At 39.3% G+C, this 17,056-nt stretch carries 16 protein-coding genes; all 16 read right to left on the bottom strand.

What is annotated here, in order from left to right:
* The 16 genes from FN756_RS06850 to nuoF all read right to left on the bottom strand — a co-directional run bounded on the left by FN756_RS06850 (window position 1) and on the right by nuoF (window position 17,003).
* The gene (locus FN756_RS06850; RefSeq protein WP_142602671.1) at window positions 1-2,511 is read right to left on the bottom strand and encodes a M14 family metallopeptidase; all 2,511 of its coding nucleotides are present in this window, start codon (window positions 2,509-2,511) and stop codon (window positions 1-3) included.
* Window positions 2,512-2,552: 41 nt separating this feature from the next.
* The gene (locus FN756_RS06845) at window positions 2,553-3,053 is read right to left on the bottom strand and encodes an acetyl-CoA carboxylase biotin carboxyl carrier protein subunit (RefSeq protein ID WP_142602669.1); all 501 of its coding nucleotides are present in this window, start codon (window positions 3,051-3,053) and stop codon (window positions 2,553-2,555) included.
* 54 nt (window positions 3,054-3,107) lie between these two features.
* Window positions 3,108-3,791 (bottom strand): DUF4159 domain-containing protein, encoded by a 684-nt coding sequence (locus FN756_RS06840; RefSeq protein ID WP_142602667.1) that lies wholly within the window; start codon window positions 3,789-3,791, stop codon window positions 3,108-3,110.
* 21 nt (window positions 3,792-3,812) lie between these two features.
* Window positions 3,813-4,514, bottom strand: a complete 702-nt coding sequence (locus FN756_RS06835; RefSeq protein WP_142602665.1) for a 16S rRNA (uracil(1498)-N(3))-methyltransferase — start codon at window positions 4,512-4,514, stop codon at window positions 3,813-3,815.
* A gap of 82 nt (window positions 4,515-4,596) precedes the next feature.
* A complete protein-coding gene (locus tag FN756_RS06830; RefSeq protein WP_142602663.1) occupies window positions 4,597-5,928 on the bottom strand; it encodes a hemolysin family protein in 1,332 nt (443 codons plus the stop codon).
* A 5-nt stretch (window positions 5,929-5,933) separates the two neighbouring features.
* On the bottom strand, window positions 5,934-6,476 hold the full coding sequence (locus tag FN756_RS06825) for an inorganic diphosphatase (protein WP_142602661.1): 543 nt from the start codon (window positions 6,474-6,476) through the stop codon (window positions 5,934-5,936).
* Window positions 6,477-6,503: 27 nt separating this feature from the next.
* The gene (locus tag FN756_RS06820) at window positions 6,504-7,184 is read right to left on the bottom strand and encodes a DedA family protein (protein WP_246085441.1); all 681 of its coding nucleotides are present in this window, start codon (window positions 7,182-7,184) and stop codon (window positions 6,504-6,506) included.
* A gap of 33 nt (window positions 7,185-7,217) precedes the next feature.
* On the bottom strand, window positions 7,218-8,585 hold the full coding sequence (locus tag FN756_RS06815) for an NADH-quinone oxidoreductase subunit N (RefSeq protein ID WP_142602659.1): 1,368 nt from the start codon (window positions 8,583-8,585) through the stop codon (window positions 7,218-7,220).
* Window positions 8,586-8,666: 81 nt separating this feature from the next.
* A complete protein-coding gene (locus FN756_RS06810; protein WP_142602657.1) occupies window positions 8,667-10,139 on the bottom strand; it encodes a complex I subunit 4 family protein in 1,473 nt (490 codons plus the stop codon).
* A gap of 6 nt (window positions 10,140-10,145) precedes the next feature.
* Window positions 10,146-12,059, bottom strand: a complete 1,914-nt coding sequence (gene nuoL, locus FN756_RS06805; RefSeq protein WP_142602655.1) for an NADH-quinone oxidoreductase subunit L — start codon at window positions 12,057-12,059, stop codon at window positions 10,146-10,148.
* Between the two features lie 64 nt (window positions 12,060-12,123).
* On the bottom strand, window positions 12,124-12,453 hold the full coding sequence (gene nuoK, locus FN756_RS06800; protein WP_142602653.1) for an NADH-quinone oxidoreductase subunit NuoK: 330 nt from the start codon (window positions 12,451-12,453) through the stop codon (window positions 12,124-12,126).
* A 1-nt stretch (window position 12,454) separates the two neighbouring features.
* Window positions 12,455-12,958, bottom strand: coding sequence for an NADH-quinone oxidoreductase subunit J family protein (locus tag FN756_RS06795; protein ID WP_185955208.1), 504 nt, complete (start codon window positions 12,956-12,958; stop codon window positions 12,455-12,457).
* Window positions 12,959-12,976: 18 nt separating this feature from the next.
* Complete coding sequence (locus tag FN756_RS06790; RefSeq protein WP_142602651.1) at window positions 12,977-13,486, bottom strand: NuoI/complex I 23 kDa subunit family protein; 510 nt, start codon at window positions 13,484-13,486, stop codon at window positions 12,977-12,979.
* Window positions 13,487-13,508: 22 nt separating this feature from the next.
* Complete coding sequence (nuoH, locus tag FN756_RS06785) at window positions 13,509-14,570, bottom strand: NADH-quinone oxidoreductase subunit NuoH (RefSeq protein ID WP_142602649.1); 1,062 nt, start codon at window positions 14,568-14,570, stop codon at window positions 13,509-13,511.
* A 19-nt stretch (window positions 14,571-14,589) separates the two neighbouring features.
* Entirely contained in the window at window positions 14,590-15,549 is a 960-nt protein-coding gene (locus FN756_RS06780; protein WP_142602647.1) for a 2Fe-2S iron-sulfur cluster-binding protein, read from the bottom strand.
* A gap of 80 nt (window positions 15,550-15,629) precedes the next feature.
* Window positions 15,630-17,003 carry an NADH-quinone oxidoreductase subunit NuoF gene (nuoF, locus tag FN756_RS06775; protein ID WP_142602645.1) on the bottom strand — a complete coding sequence of 458 codons (1,374 nt, stop codon included), beginning with the start codon at window positions 17,001-17,003 and terminating at the stop codon, window positions 15,630-15,632.
* Window positions 17,004-17,056 lie beyond the last annotated feature (53 nt).

Here is a 17,056-nt window from a genome sequence, read left to right as displayed (position 1 = left end):
TTATTGTCCTACCATAAACACGGCATTAGCAAACAATAGCTTACCATTCTCCCAGAAACTACGAAACAAGGGATTATCAGCCATGTAAGTAACGTGTCCTTTCCCTATATCATCAACTCCGAAAACCATTGCATCAGCAAATTTTACTTTTACACCTGCACCAACAAACCCGCTTACGTAGCCATCCTTTTTCAAGAATCCCACATTCCAACCGCCTTTGGATAAAAACTGATATAAATTGGCATCTAACTTAAGCGTATAGTAATAATCAGGGTAACCAAAACCCAGGGGATGACTGTTATCAATATGTAACTTAAAAATGCTGCCTTGAATAGTTTGGGTTAAAGCGCTACGCCCCATTTCTTCATATTTATTCAATTCAGCGTATGGCGTTTTGGGCGCATCAACATTATCGACTTTCGTTTTTAAACGCAGTGCAGGCTTTCCGGCAGCCTGCATTACAGCGCCTTGCATTAGGATCAACTGACCGCCATTTTTCACCCATTCTGTTACTTCATTAAACTGTTTATCGCCAAAGAAATCGGAATAATTCCCATCAGGTACAATGATCACCTTATACTCAGCTAAATTAACATCATTTAAATAACGGGTTTCCAATACATCAATCGGGTAATGCAACTGTTGATCGAAAAAATGCCACACTTCACCAAAAGCATTTTCAGAAACATCATCACCAGCTAAAACAGCTACTTTAGGCGCTGAAATTTCATGCACAGAACTTGATCCAAAGTCGATTCCTTTATCGGCAAAACCAGAATTAACCACTTCCAGATTAATATTATTTTCTTCTGCTGCTTGTTTCACAATTTTATCAAACTGATCACCGAGACGTATGTTGCCGGTTCTTGCGATGATTAATGAACCTGGCTGATAGTGCTTACCTGCTATATCAAAACCTACCTCTGCATAACGAACTCTCACTTTGGCAGCAAGTAGTTTTGTTAAGACCTTTGCACTAGAGAGACTGTTCCAGTTTAGTAAATAAGCAAGTGGTTTTTCAGCTTTAATAGTTGAAGCAGCAACAACAGGAGGAGTTTTTGATGACGCATTTAATCGCTCCGTCAGAGCGTAACTTTTTAAGCCCCATGCATACGGCAGTGACCATGCCGTAAGATCATACGTAATTGAATCCTTTAGCTTCGTCTGTGGCTCAAATAAAACTCTTATAAATGTTGATTTTGATTGATAAGCGCTAATTATTAAATCGTTTGGCTCAACAGAAAACGATTCTTTTGTTCCGCTAAAGTAATTGTAACCCGAAGCCGTTTTAGTGGCAGAGCCATATCCATATTCTATATTATTTTGGGCAAGAAAGTTTGCGAATGTTTTGAGCTTTTGAGGGTTTTCCCCTTTAACTAAATAGGTTTTATATATACCTGAAGGATTCGTTTTATTGGTATTAAAATATTGCTCAAACTGAGCGACGACCTTTCGAGCATTCAATGAAGATGCTTCAATGGTTGAAAGCCCAGTTGTGGTATGATGTGCGATACGATCAACCAACGTGAGTGTATCTCCCTTGCTTGTAATAACCGATACGCCACCCCTCCCTAAACCACCTTGCTCATAGGTCATACCGATGGCGCCATTAAATAACGGGAAGGTATCTCCATAACTAGGATACAATAAATCGAATACCTCCTTAGTGAAATACAGCCAACTTTTTTTATCGAAGTAATGAGCATGATTACGGCCAATCGTTGTTTGAAACTCTCGCTGCCAGGGTGTGATTGTTTCATGGAAGGGTTCGGCTGCCGGAGCAAAATAATAGGTTTCATCGATTCCCATTTCATGGAAATCAGCATGGACCTGAGGCATCCATTGATTGTAAACGGCTAAACGTTGCTGCGTTTCTTGTTGTGTTTGCCAAGCCCAGTCACGATTCAGGTCAAACAAATAATGATTAGCTCGCCCGCCCGGCCATGGTTCTTTGTGCTCGCGACTATTCACATTAGGGTTTGATTTCAGGCCCATTCTTTCGGTAAAAAAATTCACATACCGCTCGCGTCCGTCAGGATTTAAACATGGATCGATAATTACTACTGTGTTCTTCAACCATTCTTTGGTAGCTGCATTCGATGGGCTAACCAACTCGTATAAGGTTTGCATTGCCGCCTCTGTCGACACAGGTTCATTACCATGTACATTATAACTCAACCACACAATTACCGGCTGCTTTGCATTCACTGGGCCATCAATAACCCGCGCTAGCCTTAAGTTATTCGTTCTTATCTCTTCCAGGTGAGAAAAGTTTTCTGCAGAAGTAATGATAGCCAGCATTAATGGCCTGTCTTCGTAACTTGTTCCGTATTGTTGCAGTTTTACATTATTTACTGATTTTGACACATAATCAAAATAAGCCAGCACTTTATAATGTGGAGTGTAACGGCTACCTAGTTGATAGCCTAAGAACTCGTCCGGAGATTTCACCTGTGCCCTAACGATACAACCAACACAGCATAGAAGGAGTATTAGGAATAACTTGCGCATATGCAATGTGCTTTTAGACGTAATTAAAATCCAACTGAATATTAAACAAATGTAATTAACACTTGATTTTTCTCCGCCTTATCTTGAGCTTTCACTTTAATTGATTTGACAACCCCGTCAGCCGGGGCTTTGATTAAGTTTTCCATTTTCATGGCTTCCAAAATCAAAAGTCCATCGTCTTTTTTAACTTCTTGACCTTCGGCAATTAACACCTTCAAAACCAAGCCAGGCATTGGGGCCTTTAAATCGTTCATCTTATGAGCATTCAAATTATCCATTCCTAAGCTGTGCAACAACTCGTCGAATTTGTCTTTAATTTGAACTGTGTATTTATTATTGTTAACAAGGATAATGGCTGTTTTTTCTTCTCTGTTGACTTCTATAATTTGAGCATTATGAGAACGATCATTACTGATCACGTTAAACATACCGGAAGTGTGCTCCGAAAAATCAGCTTCAAAAGTTGCACCATCTATTACAATGGTATCGTTTGAAATATTAACTTCAAGGGTGTTTTTTTTATTGATTGTAGCTTTTAACATGCTTAAAAATTGTGTACAGCGAAAGTAGAAAAAACGATGCACAAAACAGAAAAGCTAATTACTTAAAGCATATTGAACAAGATTTGCTCCCATTTGCAACGCTTTTAGGTGGATCATTTTTGAATCACCAGGATAAACACCCTGATCTTCCCAACCGTTCCCTAAATCACATTCATAATCATAGAAACACACTAAACGCCCCTGGTAAATCAGACCAAATCCTTGTGCCCGTTTACCATCATGTTCATGAACTTTGAAAAGGCCATTAGGAAATTTATATTTCTGAGAAAAAACAGGATGACTAGGAGGCAGTTCAACAAATTCTAATTCAGGAAACACTTTTTTCATTTCTGCACGGATGAACTTATCAAATCCGTAGTTATCACACAAGTGCAAAAAACCGCCTCCAATAAGGTATTTGCGCATATTTTCAGCTTCTTGTTGAGAAAAAATGATATTGCCATGTCCGGTGGCAAACACGTAAGGATAATTGAACAACTCCTGGCTGCCGGGCTCAACAATGGCCTCGTCCGAATAGAAATTTGTATTTATAGCTTCATTGCAGAACGCGGCGAGATTGGTTAAGGCAGTACGACTTCCATACCAATCACCCCCTCCATTATACTTAAGTCGTGCTAGTTTATAGGATGGAGGAGCAAAAGCAGTAAGACCGAAAACGCCAATTGACAGCGCAATGGTTAATACGATTGAAGCAAAAATTGATTTGTTTTTACCCATCCTCATAGAAATAGAGCTTTATTATTCGTTCATGAAATTCAATTGAGCACAAGCCACAACTCCGGCCGTTTCAGTACGGAGGCGACTGTTTCCTAAAGTTACGGCTTTGAAATCACTCTTCAATGCTGCTTCTATTTCTTCGGGAGAAAAATCACCTTCGGGTCCAATCAATATAAGAACATTTTCTCCCCTTCTATATTCTTGCGAAAGAGACTTTCGATCAGTCTCCAAACAATGGGCGATAAGCTTCTGTGATTCCGATGCAGAATTAATTAATTTCCTGAACTCAAGCGGCTCATTTAAGACAGGCTGATACGCCTTTAAACTCTGCTTCATCGCTGCTACAATAATCTTTTGCAGCCGATCAATTTTAAGCTCGCGACGTTCAGAGCGTTGACAAATTAATGGGGTAATTTCATCAACACCAATTTCTGTGATTTTCTCAAGAAACCATTCCAACCGATCCATATTTTTTGTAGGAGCAATTGCAACATGCAGCTTAAATGGCCTCTTGCCATATTCGCTTCGCTTTTCGAGGACTTTTAAAATACAACGCTTAGGATGATCATCAATAATCTCGGTTTTATAGAGCCCTCCCTTTCCATCAATCAAAAATACTATATCGCTCTTTACAAGCCGCAATACACGTACGCAGTGCTTACTTTCTTCTTCACTGAGTTGATAAAAATCAGCGGAAATATCGGGTGTAAAGAATAAGTGCATCTTTTAATTTCAGATTTAAAATTGAGGGTTACGGGTTAAAAAAATAAAATTCAAAACCCGAAATCCAAAACTCAAAATAGTTTTACTCAGGACCTTCACCTGGTTCACTACTGAATTTAGTTATTCTTACAGATTCAACCATGCGGTTTGACTTTTTAAGAATTGTGAAATTGTATCCGTATGCATCGATACTTTCTCCAACCTCTGGAATCTTCTCAAAAAGCACATTCATGAATCCCGCCACTGAATCATAATCATCATCCTCAGGCAATTCAGTAGGTAGAAATTTATTTACATCGTCTATCGGAGCTAATGCGTTTACAATAAATTCTCCGTCAGATACTACTTCAACAATTGGTTTTTCTTCATCATACTCATCCTGAATCTCACCAACCAATTCCTCAACAATGTCTTCGAGTGTTACCATCCCAGCCGTTCCTCCAAATTCATCAATAACAATGGCCATAATAGGCTTGTTTTCAGTGCGTAGCTCGGTAAGCAAATCACTTATTTTCTTTGATTCAGGCGTAAACAAAGGCATTCGAAGCATGTCTTTCAACACAATAGGCTTTTTGGTGGCCACCCGTGCTAACACATCTTTTGAATGAAGAATACCTATAATATTATCGATTGTTTTATCATAAACAGGCAAACGGGTATAACCCTCATTAACTACTGTTTTAACGACATCATCAGGAGAGGTTTTTATATCGATAGCCGCTATTTTGGTTCGTGGAATCATGATATTCTTCACAATGCGTTCTTGAAAATCAAACACATTTTGAATTAACTCATGCTCGGCATGCTCGAGTGCCCCACTTTCCTTTCCCTGATCTAAAATAAGTTGCAACTCTTCAGAAGTATGGATATCATGCCCTCCAGCCGGATCTATACCAATAAGCTTTAATACCACATTAGCTAAGCCATTCAGTATCCAAATAAATGGTCGAAACACTAAATAAAAGAAGTGAAGTGGGTAGGCAACGTTCAAAGAAGTCCCAATAGGTCGCTGGATAGCTAATGATTTAGGCGCCAATTCTCCGAATACAATGTGCAATATGGTAATAAATGCAAAGGCAATTGGAGCTGCAACAGCATGGCTTCCTGTTTCGGAAATAGGAATATTTATAAAATGAAAAAAGTTTAGGATTAGTTTCGACATAGTCGCTTCACCAAGCCAACCCAGGCCAAGACTGGCGAGGGTAATACCCAGCTGGGTTGCAGCCAGGTATCCGTCCAGATGTCTGACAATATGTTTAGCCATTTTTGCATTGGCACTGCCATCTTTTGCCTTTAGATCAATTTGGGATCCGCGAACTTTTACAATAGCAAACTCCGCTGCTACAAAAAATCCGTTTAGAAAAACTAATAGCAGAATGACTAATATGTCAAGAAAGGAGACATCCGATGCCATAGACATTAATTGTTAGTCCTGAATGTTTTGTTATAAAGCTCAATAGCTTCGTTGATCACTTTGTAAGCATATCGCTTACCTAAGAAATGTTCAACTACAACATTTTTATGTTCCAAAGCTTTATAATCCTGGAAGAAACGAACAATTTCTTTCATGGTATGAGGAGGAAGTTCGGCAATATCATTGATGTAATTAACCGACATGTCATTATTAGCCACGGCGATAATCTTATCATCACGTTCATCTCCATCAATCATGTGCATTACGCCCACAACTTTAGCTTCGATAATTGACAATGGAATAACATCTACTGAGCAAAGCACTAGTATATCGAGAGGGTCATTATCATCGCAGAAGGTTTGAGGAATAAAGCCATAGTTAGCAGGATACATTACTGAAGAAAAAAGTATTCTGTCAAGTTTCAATAATCCTGTCTTCTTATCAACCTCGTATTTAGCTTTTGAGCCTTTAGGAATTTCAATAATAGCATTTACCACTTCCGGACAATTGTCGCCCGGCTCAACCGAGTGCCACGGGTCTGTTCCCATATTCGTATTCAATTTTTATATTAGTAATTAATTCTTTCCACTTAAATCCTTTTCAAGCTCTCCTGATTTTACTCTGTTTTTAAAGTATGTAATAATCACGGGAACAATACTAACTAGAATTATACCTATAACTATTAAGTCAAGGTGTTGTGCCAACGTAGGAAATGCACGCCCTAAAAAATAGCCTGATAGTATCATTGAGAAAACCCATGCTACACAGCCAACCAGATTATAAAAGGCAAACTTGCGATAATCCATCGTCACGATACCTGCAACAATAGGTGCAAATGTACGGATAAATGGAAGGAAGCGGGCAAAAACAATAGCCATACCTCCGTGCTTATCATAAAACTTCTTAGCAGCGTGTAAATACCGCTGCTTAAAGAAAAAAGTATCTTTCTTATTAAAGAGCAATGGGCCTGATTTTTTGCCAAACCAATAACCGGCATAATTACCGGCAACACCACAGGCACTAACCAGAATAAGTATAGGCATTACCCCCAATCCTGATATTTCATGAGTGCGAGAAAGCACCATCCCGGTTACGAACAATAAGGAATCTCCCGGCAGGAAGAAGCCTACAAAAAGACCGGTCTCAGCAAATACAATAAGTAAAAGCAGCCATAACCCTCCATGTGTCAATATCCATTCAGGGTTGATGATATTGCGGATAAACTCGAAAAATTCATTCATACGTAAGGCTGCCAAAGGTGTTATAAAAGTAAGTGTTATCAATACTTACTACAAGAGATTTGTAATAAGGCCAGGAAGTACACCGAGCAAGATAGTAACTAATGCGCAAAAAGCCAGCACAAATTGGTAATGAGTTGACACCTGAATAATGTTACCTTCCTCCCCTTTGCGAAGGTACATTGCAATAATCACTTTAAAATAGTAGTAAATGCCAACTGCAGCCATTAATACAGCAATAGCTACTAACCAAGTATAATGAGCACTAATCGCAGTACCAAAGATAAAGAACTTACCAAAGAAACCTGCAGTAAGTGGGATTCCGGCTAATGAACACATAGCTATGGTCATGATAAGAGCAAGGGCCGGATTGTTTTTAGCTAAACCGTTGAAAGCTGTAATGTCATCAGATCCACGTTGTTGTTTAACCAAAATCATAACACCAAATGCTGCAACAGATGCAATAGAATAAGCAATTGAATAAATCAGGATAGAATTAGCTGATGCTCCGCCCAAAGCCAAAATTGCAATAAGCATGTATCCGGCATGTGAAATACTCGAATAAGCTAAAAGTCGCTTTTGATTGCTTTGAAATGCTGCTGTAACATTACCAATAAATAAGGTTAATACAACCATAACGGAAACGGTGACCATCCATACGTGTGAACTAGCACCAAATGCAACGGTGAACAAACGAAGGAAAGCCGCAAAGCCAGCTGTTTTCACAACAGTAGACATAAATGTAGTTACCAATGTTGGCGTGCCTTGATAAACGTCTGGAGTCCAAAAATGCAATGGAGCTACACCTACTTTAAAGGCCATTGCTATTAACATCAGTGTTAGTCCGACGTTAAACAACAACGGGTTTTCTGATGCATGTGCTGCTATTTGATCAATATTAAAAGAGCCTGTTGCTCCATAAACCAATGCAATTCCAAATAATAAGAAACCGGTAGAAAATGCTCCTAATAAGAAGTACTTCAAGGCAGCCTCATTGGAAGCAATATTTCTTCTTTTAATACCCGCCATAATGTACATGCTCACCGAAAGAATTTCGATGCCGATGAATAACATGGATAAATTCTGGAAAGATACCATAACAACTCCTCCTGCTAATGCAAAAAGAAGAATCGCATAATACTCTGCTACATTTGAACTGATATGTTCAAAATAATCACGTGATAGCAAGAAGATCAGAATGGTTGTTACAACCAAGAGTATAGTAAATGCAATAGCGTAGTTGTTAAACACGATCATATCATTGAAATATGATAGCTCGGATCCCCATGCCATAAATGCAGTAGCTCCTGAAGCTAATAAACCCAATATTGAAACAGGCAACAATGCTTTTTGAGCCTTATATAATCCTAAATAGAGAACTACAATTGCGGTTATTGTTATGATGATTATCGAAGTCATTATTGTTAAAATTCTAATATCTAAACCTGATTTTCTAAAACCTTATTACCAAATTCTAGATATTTGGATTTAGAGTTTCAATTATTGCATTCTTAATTTTATCACTTCAAGCAGGTTATTAACTGCTACTTCCGAAACACTCAGAATTGGTTTAGGATAAACTCCTATTACAATTACTAAAGCACAGATGATAAAAAGCACAGCCTTTTCGGATGCGAATAGATCTGTAAAGCCTGCAGTAACATTATTTACTTCGCCAAGCATTACTTTTTGATACATACGCAACATGTAAACAGCGCCAAATATGATAGTTAGACCGGCAATTGCTGAAAGCAAAATGTTGTAATTAAAAACACCGTTAAGCAGCATAAACTCGCCAATGAATCCATTCGTTAATGGCAATGCCACGGCTCCCAACATAATGATCATGAAACAAGTCGCCAATACAGGCGCTTCATTTGCTATTCCACCAAGATTAAAGGTTTCACGCGTTTTAGTACGTTGATAAATGATCTCTATTACAAAGAATAAACCGACAACGTTAATACCGTGACTCACCATTTGAATCATGGCACCTTGCATACCTTGCACATTCAACGCAAAAACACCGGCCGAAATTAGGCCTACGTGAGCAATCGATGAATACGCGATTAGTCGTTTAGTATCTTTCTGCGTAAAGGCAATGATTGAGGCATAAACAATCCCAATTACCGAAAGTATCATGGCTGTATTTCCCCATTCTAAAACACCCATTGGCAATACTGGCAATAACCAACGCATAACTCCATAAATACCCATCTTTAACATGATACCTGATAGCAACATTGTACCAGCTGTTGGAGCTGTAGTATACGTATCAGGTTGCCATGTATGGAAAGGGAATATTGGCATCTTAATAGCAAAAGCTAAAAAGAAACACCAGAATAACCATGACTGAGCGGTTGGACTCAAGCTTACCTGATAGAATGACAATAAGCTAAATGAGTGATCAGGAGTCATGAAGTAGAGGTAGATAATACCTAACAACATGAACAAACTACCAAAGATGGTGTATACAAAAAACTTGAATGTTATTCTTATTCTATCCTCGCCGCCCCAAATCGCACAGATGAAGTAAATCGGAATTAGTGCGGCCTCCCATGATACATAAAATAAAAACGCATCTAAGGAAGTAAATACTCCAATTAAACCTGCTTGCATGAATAAGATCAGGGCATATAATGCATTAGGCTTTTTGAATTCATTTTTGAAAGAAGAAAGAATAATCAAAGGAACCAATACAACGGTGAGTAGTACCAATAACATACTGATTCCATCCATTCCTACCGCGAAATGAATTCCGAGAGAAGCCACCCAGTTAGTATCGTATAAAAACTGAGCACGCGCATCGGCAGCATCAAATTTTGACCATGCAAATAATCCAATAGCTAATTCAGCTAATGAAAAAACAAGAGCCAGCTTCTTTACTTGTTCACCTTTGACAAGTGATAAAGTTAGAGAAGCAACAAGTGGTAATAATATAAGAAAAACTGTTAGTAAACCTGGTTGTGTCATCTATCTTTAAAATATCAAAAGGTTTAAAACCAAGATTAAAATAATACCGGCTACCATCATAAACAGGTAGCTACCTACATTTCCGTTTTGTAACAAGCGAACTTGACCAGCGCTCCAACGAGTTAGCTGCCCGAATCCTTCAACAATTCCATCAATAAAAGCATTGTCGACAACTTTATAGCATACCTGTGATAAAGCATCTAATGGACGCTTGAATACTGCATCATAAATTTCATCTACATAAAACTTATTATAAGATGCTTTTGACATTCCTTCACGCATTACTGAATCAGGTGCGGGAACAACTTTCTTACTCACATAAGTATAGTAAGCAAAGCCAATAGATATGGTAACACCAATTACGGATGAAAGCATTAAGATGTATTCTACCATTTCCGGTGTATGATGATGAGGCACCAAGGAAGCGGAAGCTGCAAATACAGGGGCAAGGAATTCTCCAAGCTCATGTGATCCGCCTAAAACTTCAGGAACACCCACGAAACCTCCTACTACCGAAAGGATAGCAAGAATGATTAATGGCAAAGTGATGGTAATAGGTGATTCATGCAAATGGTGCAATTGTTTTTCAGTTCCGCGGAATTCACCATGGAAAGTAAGGTAAAACATTCTGAACATGTAGAAGGCTGTCATCAACGCTCCGGCAACTCCAATAGCCCAAATGGTGGGACTAATGGCAAAAGCATGTCCAAGGATTTCATCTTTGGAGAAAAAGCCTGAAAACGGAGGAATACCCGAAATTGCAATGGTACCCATCAGCATTGTCCAGTAAGTAATTGGGAGATGCTTTTTCAAACCGCCCATCTTACGAATATCTTGTTCGCCGCTCATTGCATGAATAACGCTACCGGCGCCAAGGAACAATAAAGCTTTGAAGAAAGCGTGAGTCAATACATGGAAAAATGCGCCGGTGAAAGCACCTACTCCTAAACCAAGGAACATATAACCCAATTGACTCACCGTTGAGTAAGCCAACACTTTTTTAATATCATTTTGTGTAAGCGCGATTGAAGCTGCGAAGATGGCTGTTGCCAAACCTATACCAGCTACTACTGCCAACGAAACAGGCGACAATGCATACAGAATATTAGAACGAGCGATCATATAGATACCCGCAGTTACCATGGTAGCAGCGTGGATCAGGGCCGATACAGGCGTTGGACCGGCCATGGCATCCGGCAACCAAGTGTACAACGGAAGTTGAGCACTTTTACCCATCGCTCCAACAAATAACAATAAGGTGATTGTTAATAGGGTTCCATTTCCGACAGAAAATGTTGAGGCCTGAGAGAATACCTCTGTATAATTAAGCGTACCAAATGTGCTAAAGATCATGAACATGGCAATTAGGAAGCCTAAATCACCAATACGGTTCATGATGAATGCTTTTTTTGCAGCACTTGCATACTCGGTGTTTTTGAACCAAAATCCAATCAATAGGTATGAACATAAACCTACGCCTTCCCAACCGATGAACATAATTAAATAGTTGGCGCCCAATACAAGCAGCAACATAAAGAATACGAACAAATTCAAGTAAGCGAAGTAACGTGCATAATCTTCATCATCATGCATATAGCCGATCGAGTAAAGGTGGATTAAGAACCCAATACCCGTAATGATCAATAGCATGATTGAAGAAAGTGCATCAATTTGAAATGAAAAAGCAATTTTCATTGTTCCAACCGAAAACCAGTCGAAAAGAGTTACAATGAAAGGACCGTGTGATGGATCGGCTTTTACCTGAAAGAAAATCATCAAGCTAATAATGAAAGCGCCTAATACCGTAGCGCTGCCAAGAATGCCGACCAAGCTTTTTGGAATATTTTTATTGCCCAAACCGTTGATCAGAAATCCGATTAAGGGAAGTACTGGTATCAGCCAGGCGAATGATTCTACCATTATTTTTAAGTAATAAGTTTTAAGTAATGAGTTTTAAATTTGTTAGGAGCTAAAACCTGTACTCTTAATTTTTCAGTTTGTTTAAAAAGTTAATATCAATCGAATTCGTATTACGATAGGTCATAACAATAATGGCAAGGCCTACTGCAACCTCTGCAGCTGCAACAGCCATGATAAAGAATACGAATATTTGCCCTGACGCGTCTCCTCTGTAAGCGGAAAAAGCTGCAAGTAACAAATTCACCGCATTCAACATCAATTCTATCGACATAAAAACAATAATTGCATTTCTACGTGTTAGAACTCCTATGATGCCAATAATGAAAATGATTGTGCTAAATAAGATATAGTGGTTAATAGGAACCAGTGTAATAGCCTGAGTAATGTTTTCCATATTAGTTATTCTCCTTTCTTGCTAATAATACTGCTCCAACCATAGCCGATAGGAAGAGGATAGAAACAACTTCAAATGGTAAAAGAAACTCATTAAACAATACTTTTCCCAGGTTTTTAACAAGCCCAATATCTGCATTGTTAAGCTTAACAGGATTTGACTGTTGAAGGGTTTGTAATGAAGCTACCAATACAACCAATACCAATCCGCCGGTAATGGCTCCTGCGAATTTGACCAGGTTCGGTTTATGGGTTTCGGTTCCTTCATTGAAATTAAGCAACATGATCACAAACAGGAACAGAACCATGATGGCCCCGGCGTACACAATTATATTTACAATGCCCACAAACTGTGCATTGAGTAATATATAGTGCCCCGTAAATGCAAAGAAAGTAATGATTAAATACAGTACACTGTGTACAGGATTCTTAGCCAACACCACTAATAGTGAGCAGAAAATGGCCACAAATGCCAGAAAATAGAATAAAGACTGTGTTATTGTCATGATTTAAACGCCGCGAATTTAAGAATTTTGTACTTTGTTGTGAATAGGTTCAAGCAATCTGTCTTTACCGTAAATAAAAGTGTCGCGCTCAAAATTCGCAGGAGCAATATCTCCATCAAGGTAAATTGCTTCTTTCGGACAAGCTTCTTCACAGAAACCACAGAAAATACAACGCAGCATATTGATTTCGTAAACCGCCGCATATTTCTCTTCGCGATATAAGCCTTCTTCTCCCGGCTTGCGTTCAGCAGCGGTCATCGTTATCGCTTCAGCAGGGCATGATAATGCGCACAAGCCGCAAGCTGTACAGCGTTCACGTCCATCTTCATCACGTTTCAACGAGTGAATTCCACGGAAGTTTTGTGAGAATTCACGTTTCTGTTCAGGATATTGAATAGTAGGCTTCTTTCTAAAAAAGTGCTTAATTGTAATCGATAACCCTTGAAATATGGCAGGCAAATACATGCGTTCCATAAAAGTCATCGGCTTTTGCTCAAGTACTTTCTTTCTATTACTTAATGATTCCATTTTATCAAACTAATCTGTAAAACTACACTTTACCAGCCATAAACATCACAATACCTGTAATAACGATATTGGCAATTGAAAGTGGTATTAATATATTCCATCCTAACTTCATCAATTGATCGTAACGGAAACGAGGGATTGTCCAACGTATCCAGATGAAGAAGAATAAAAAGAACGAGATTTTTAAGAATAATGCAGCAACACCAATAAGGGTATACAAAAACGGTGAAACTGATCCAACAATAGCATCCTGACCAGGGAAGTTGTATCCGCCAAAATAAAGCGTTGCAACAACTGCTGAAGCGATGAACATATTGATGTATTCAGCAAACAAGTAAAAACCGAGTTTCATACTTGAGTGTTCAGTGTGGTAACCTGCAACCAACTCCGACTCACACTCAGGTAAGTCAAATGGTGTACGGTTAGCTTCAGCAAACATACAGATAAGGTAAATCAAAAAACCTAAAGGCTGATAAAACACGTTCCAAGCCATACCTGAAGGGCCCCATCCATATAAATTACCTGCTTGACCTACTGCAATTCCGCGCATGCTTAAGGTTCCTGTAACCATCAACAAAGCGATGATTGAAAGTCCCATTGCAATTTCATAACTGATGTTTTGAGATGCAGCACGTATAGCCCCCAATAAAGAATACTTATTGTTAGATGCCCAACCGCCAATCATTACACCATAAACACCTAAAGAAACTACTCCAAATATATACAGCACGCCTACGTTGATATCAGCAACTTGAAGGGGGATGGTTCTGCCTCCAATCACTAAATCATGCCCCCAAGGAATTACTGCTGATCCAATACAAGCAGTAAACATAGCGAGAGAAGGGCCGAGAATAAACAGCATTTTATTCGCGTTAGCCGGAATAATTTCTTCCTTAGTAAAAAGCTTAACACCATCTGCTAATGGTTGTAAAATACCAAACGGGCCGGTACGGTTAGGGCCTAAACGGTCTTGTAAAAAACCTGCAAACTTACGCTCTGCCAAGGTCATATACATGGCTATAACTAAGCTTAGTAGCAGAATTACAGTGATCAGGATAATTTTTTCTATAACGATTGCTTCCATTTCTAATTTAGATCACGAATTACATTATTTTTTTATCGATAACAGGAAGCATGTGCTCCATTTCGTAATGATTGGCTGAAATCACCGAACGAGGATCAATTTCTGTTGGTTTTTCTATCGTCCAATCACTGGTTTTCTTCTTATCAAAGCGACAGGTATTGCAGATGAAATCCTGCACCTCTCCGTATTGATCTTTACGTCCTGTAACACGAATCACATCCTCACCTTTGTACCAAAGCGTAACTTTACCTGAACATTTATCGCATTCGCAATGAGCATCCACAGGTTTAGTAAACCAAACACGGTTTTTAAAACGGAAGGTTTTATCAGTTAAAGCTCCAACAGGGCAAACATCGATCATGTTTCCGGAGAAATCATTGTCAACTGCCTTTGTAATATAAGTGCTGATTTCTGAAGCATCGCCACGGTTCAAGACACCATGAACACGTTCATTAGTGATCTGATCTGCGGTAAACACACACCGGTAGCATAGAATACAGCGATTCATATGCAGCTGTATTTTATCACCTATATCGATACGTTCAAATGTGCGGCGTTTAAACTCATAACGAGTTTGTTCAGCACCATGCTCAAATGAAAGATCTTGCAAATGACACTCGCCGGCCTGATCACAAACCGGGCAATCAAGAGGATGATTGATCAATAAAATCTCAACAACACCTTTACGCGCTTCAATTACTTCCGGGGACGTAATATTTTGAACTACCATACCATCCATAACAGTAGTACGGCAGGAAGCCACCAGTTTAGGCATTGGACGCGGGTCTTTTTCAGAACCTTGACTTACTTTTACTAAACAGGTACGGCATTTACCGCCGCTTCCTTGTAACTTAGTATAGTAACACATTGCCGGAGGAACGATGTCGCCACCGATCATACGTGCAGCGTTCAGGATTGTTGTTCCTGGGTCAACCTCTATTACAATGTTATCAATCGTTACTTTGAACTTTTCTGACATTTTCTTTTTATAGAACTGAGCTATGAGATATGAGAATTGGATGTGATAATATCTACAAATCAATACTCACATCGCATATCTTATTTAACTAATTCACTTGGAGCTGCAGGAACTGGCAACGGATCAGCATAATGCGCTAAACCATAATTACCTTCCATTGCTGCTTTAGGCTCATTTACATGCCATTCAAACTCATCACGGAAATGACGAATAGCACTTGCAACCGGCCATGCAGCCGCATCTCCTAAAGGACAAATTGTATTTCCTTCGATCTTTCTTTGAACATCCCAAAGCAAATCAATATCACTCATTTTGCCATGGCCATATTCTATGCGGTGAAGAATTTTCTCCATCCAGCCTGTACCTTCACGGCAAGGGGAGCATTGTCCGCATGACTCATGGTGATAAAAACGAGAGAAATTCCAGGTATTGCGAACAATACAAGCATCTTCATCCATCACAATAAATCCACCTGAACCTAACATGGTTCCACTTGCAAAACCGCCGTCGGCCAATGATTCGTAGCTCATTAATCGAGGTTCACCATTCACGGTTCTCAAGATTAAGTTTGCGGGTAAAATTGGTACTGAAGATCCACCGGCAACTACTGCCTTAAGGCGTTTGCCATTTGCAATACCACCACAATATTCATCAGAATAAATAAATTCTTCTACCGGAAGCCCTAACTCAATTTCATACACACCAGGTTTATTAATATTTCCTGAAGCAGAAATCAATTTGGTACCTGTACTACGGCCAATACCAATTTTTGCGTATTCGTCACCTCCGTTTAATACAATCCAGCTGGTGGCCGCAATTGATTCAACGTTGTTTACTACCGTTGGACAACCATATAAACCTGCGATTGCAGGGAATGGAGGCTTAATACGTGGATTTCCGCGTTTTCCTTCCAGCGATTCTAACAAAGCGGTTTCTTCACCACAAATGTAGGCACCACCACCTGGTTGTACGTAAATTTCAAGATCATACCCTGATCCTAATATATTTTCACCCAAGAATCCGGCAGCCTTCGCTTCAGCAATTGCTTTTTCGAGAATGCGGATCTGCGGCATCATTTCACCGCGTACATAGATGTAAGATGTGTTTGCTCCCAACGCGTAGCTGGCCACGATCATTCCTTCAATCAAAACATGAGGAAGTTTAGTCATCAGGTAACGATCTTTGAATGTACCCGGCTCACTTTCGTCAGCGTTACATACTAAATAACGCGGCACTCCTTCAGGTTTTGCCAGGAAACTCCACTTCATACCAGTAGGGAAACCCGCGCCACCACGACCGCGTAATCCTGATTTTTTAACTTCTTCCACAACATCTTCCGGCGACATGGTTTTCAACACTTTTTCAACCGCCGAATAACCACCTTGCTTACGAAACACATCAAAGGTTTCGATGCCGGGAACGTCAATATCTTTAAGTAATATTTTTTGAGCCATACTTTTTGAAGTATTTGAGTAGTGAGTAGTAAGTATTGAGAACCTTCTACCTT

Origin of the sequence: Solitalea koreensis, assembly GCF_900182575.1 — a bacterium.
GTDB lineage: Bacteria > Bacteroidota > Bacteroidia > Sphingobacteriales > Sphingobacteriaceae > Solitalea > Solitalea koreensis.
The sequence above is the reverse complement of the archived record's forward strand: the minus strand, read 5'-3'. Positions and strand labels throughout refer to the sequence as shown.

Excerpts from the sequence above, each read along its gene's own strand:
- FN756_RS06850 (WP_142602671.1), bottom strand. The coding sequence starts at position 2,511 with ATGCGCAAGTTATTCCTAATACTCCTTCTATGCTGTGTTGGTTGTATC.
- FN756_RS06845 (WP_142602669.1), bottom strand. The coding sequence starts at position 3,053 with ATGTTAAAAGCTACAATCAATAAAAAAAACACCCTTGAAGTTAATATT.
- FN756_RS06840 (WP_142602667.1), bottom strand. The coding sequence starts at position 3,791 with ATGGGTAAAAACAAATCAATTTTTGCTTCAATCGTATTAACCATTGCG.
- FN756_RS06835 (WP_142602665.1), bottom strand. The coding sequence starts at position 4,514 with ATGCACTTATTCTTTACACCCGATATTTCCGCTGATTTTTATCAACTC.
- FN756_RS06830 (WP_142602663.1), bottom strand. The coding sequence starts at position 5,928 with ATGGCATCGGATGTCTCCTTTCTTGACATATTAGTCATTCTGCTATTA.
- FN756_RS06825 (WP_142602661.1), bottom strand. The coding sequence starts at position 6,476 with ATGGGAACAGACCCGTGGCACTCGGTTGAGCCGGGCGACAATTGTCCG.
- FN756_RS06815 (WP_142602659.1), bottom strand. The coding sequence starts at position 8,585 with ATGACTTCGATAATCATCATAACAATAACCGCAATTGTAGTTCTCTAT.
- FN756_RS06810 (WP_142602657.1), bottom strand. The coding sequence starts at position 10,139 with ATGACACAACCAGGTTTACTAACAGTTTTTCTTATATTATTACCACTT.
- nuoL (WP_142602655.1), bottom strand. The coding sequence starts at position 12,059 with ATGGTAGAATCATTCGCCTGGCTGATACCAGTACTTCCCTTAATCGGA.
- nuoK (WP_142602653.1), bottom strand. The coding sequence starts at position 12,453 with ATGGAAAACATTACTCAGGCTATTACACTGGTTCCTATTAACCACTAT.
- FN756_RS06795 (WP_185955208.1), bottom strand. The coding sequence starts at position 12,958 with ATGACAATAACACAGTCTTTATTCTATTTTCTGGCATTTGTGGCCATT.
- FN756_RS06790 (WP_142602651.1), bottom strand. The coding sequence starts at position 13,486 with ATGGAATCATTAAGTAATAGAAAGAAAGTACTTGAGCAAAAGCCGATG.
- nuoH (WP_142602649.1), bottom strand. The coding sequence starts at position 14,570 with ATGGAAGCAATCGTTATAGAAAAAATTATCCTGATCACTGTAATTCTG.
- FN756_RS06780 (WP_142602647.1), bottom strand. The coding sequence starts at position 15,549 with ATGTCAGAAAAGTTCAAAGTAACGATTGATAACATTGTAATAGAGGTT.
- nuoF (WP_142602645.1), bottom strand. The coding sequence starts at position 17,003 with ATGGCTCAAAAAATATTACTTAAAGATATTGACGTTCCCGGCATCGAA.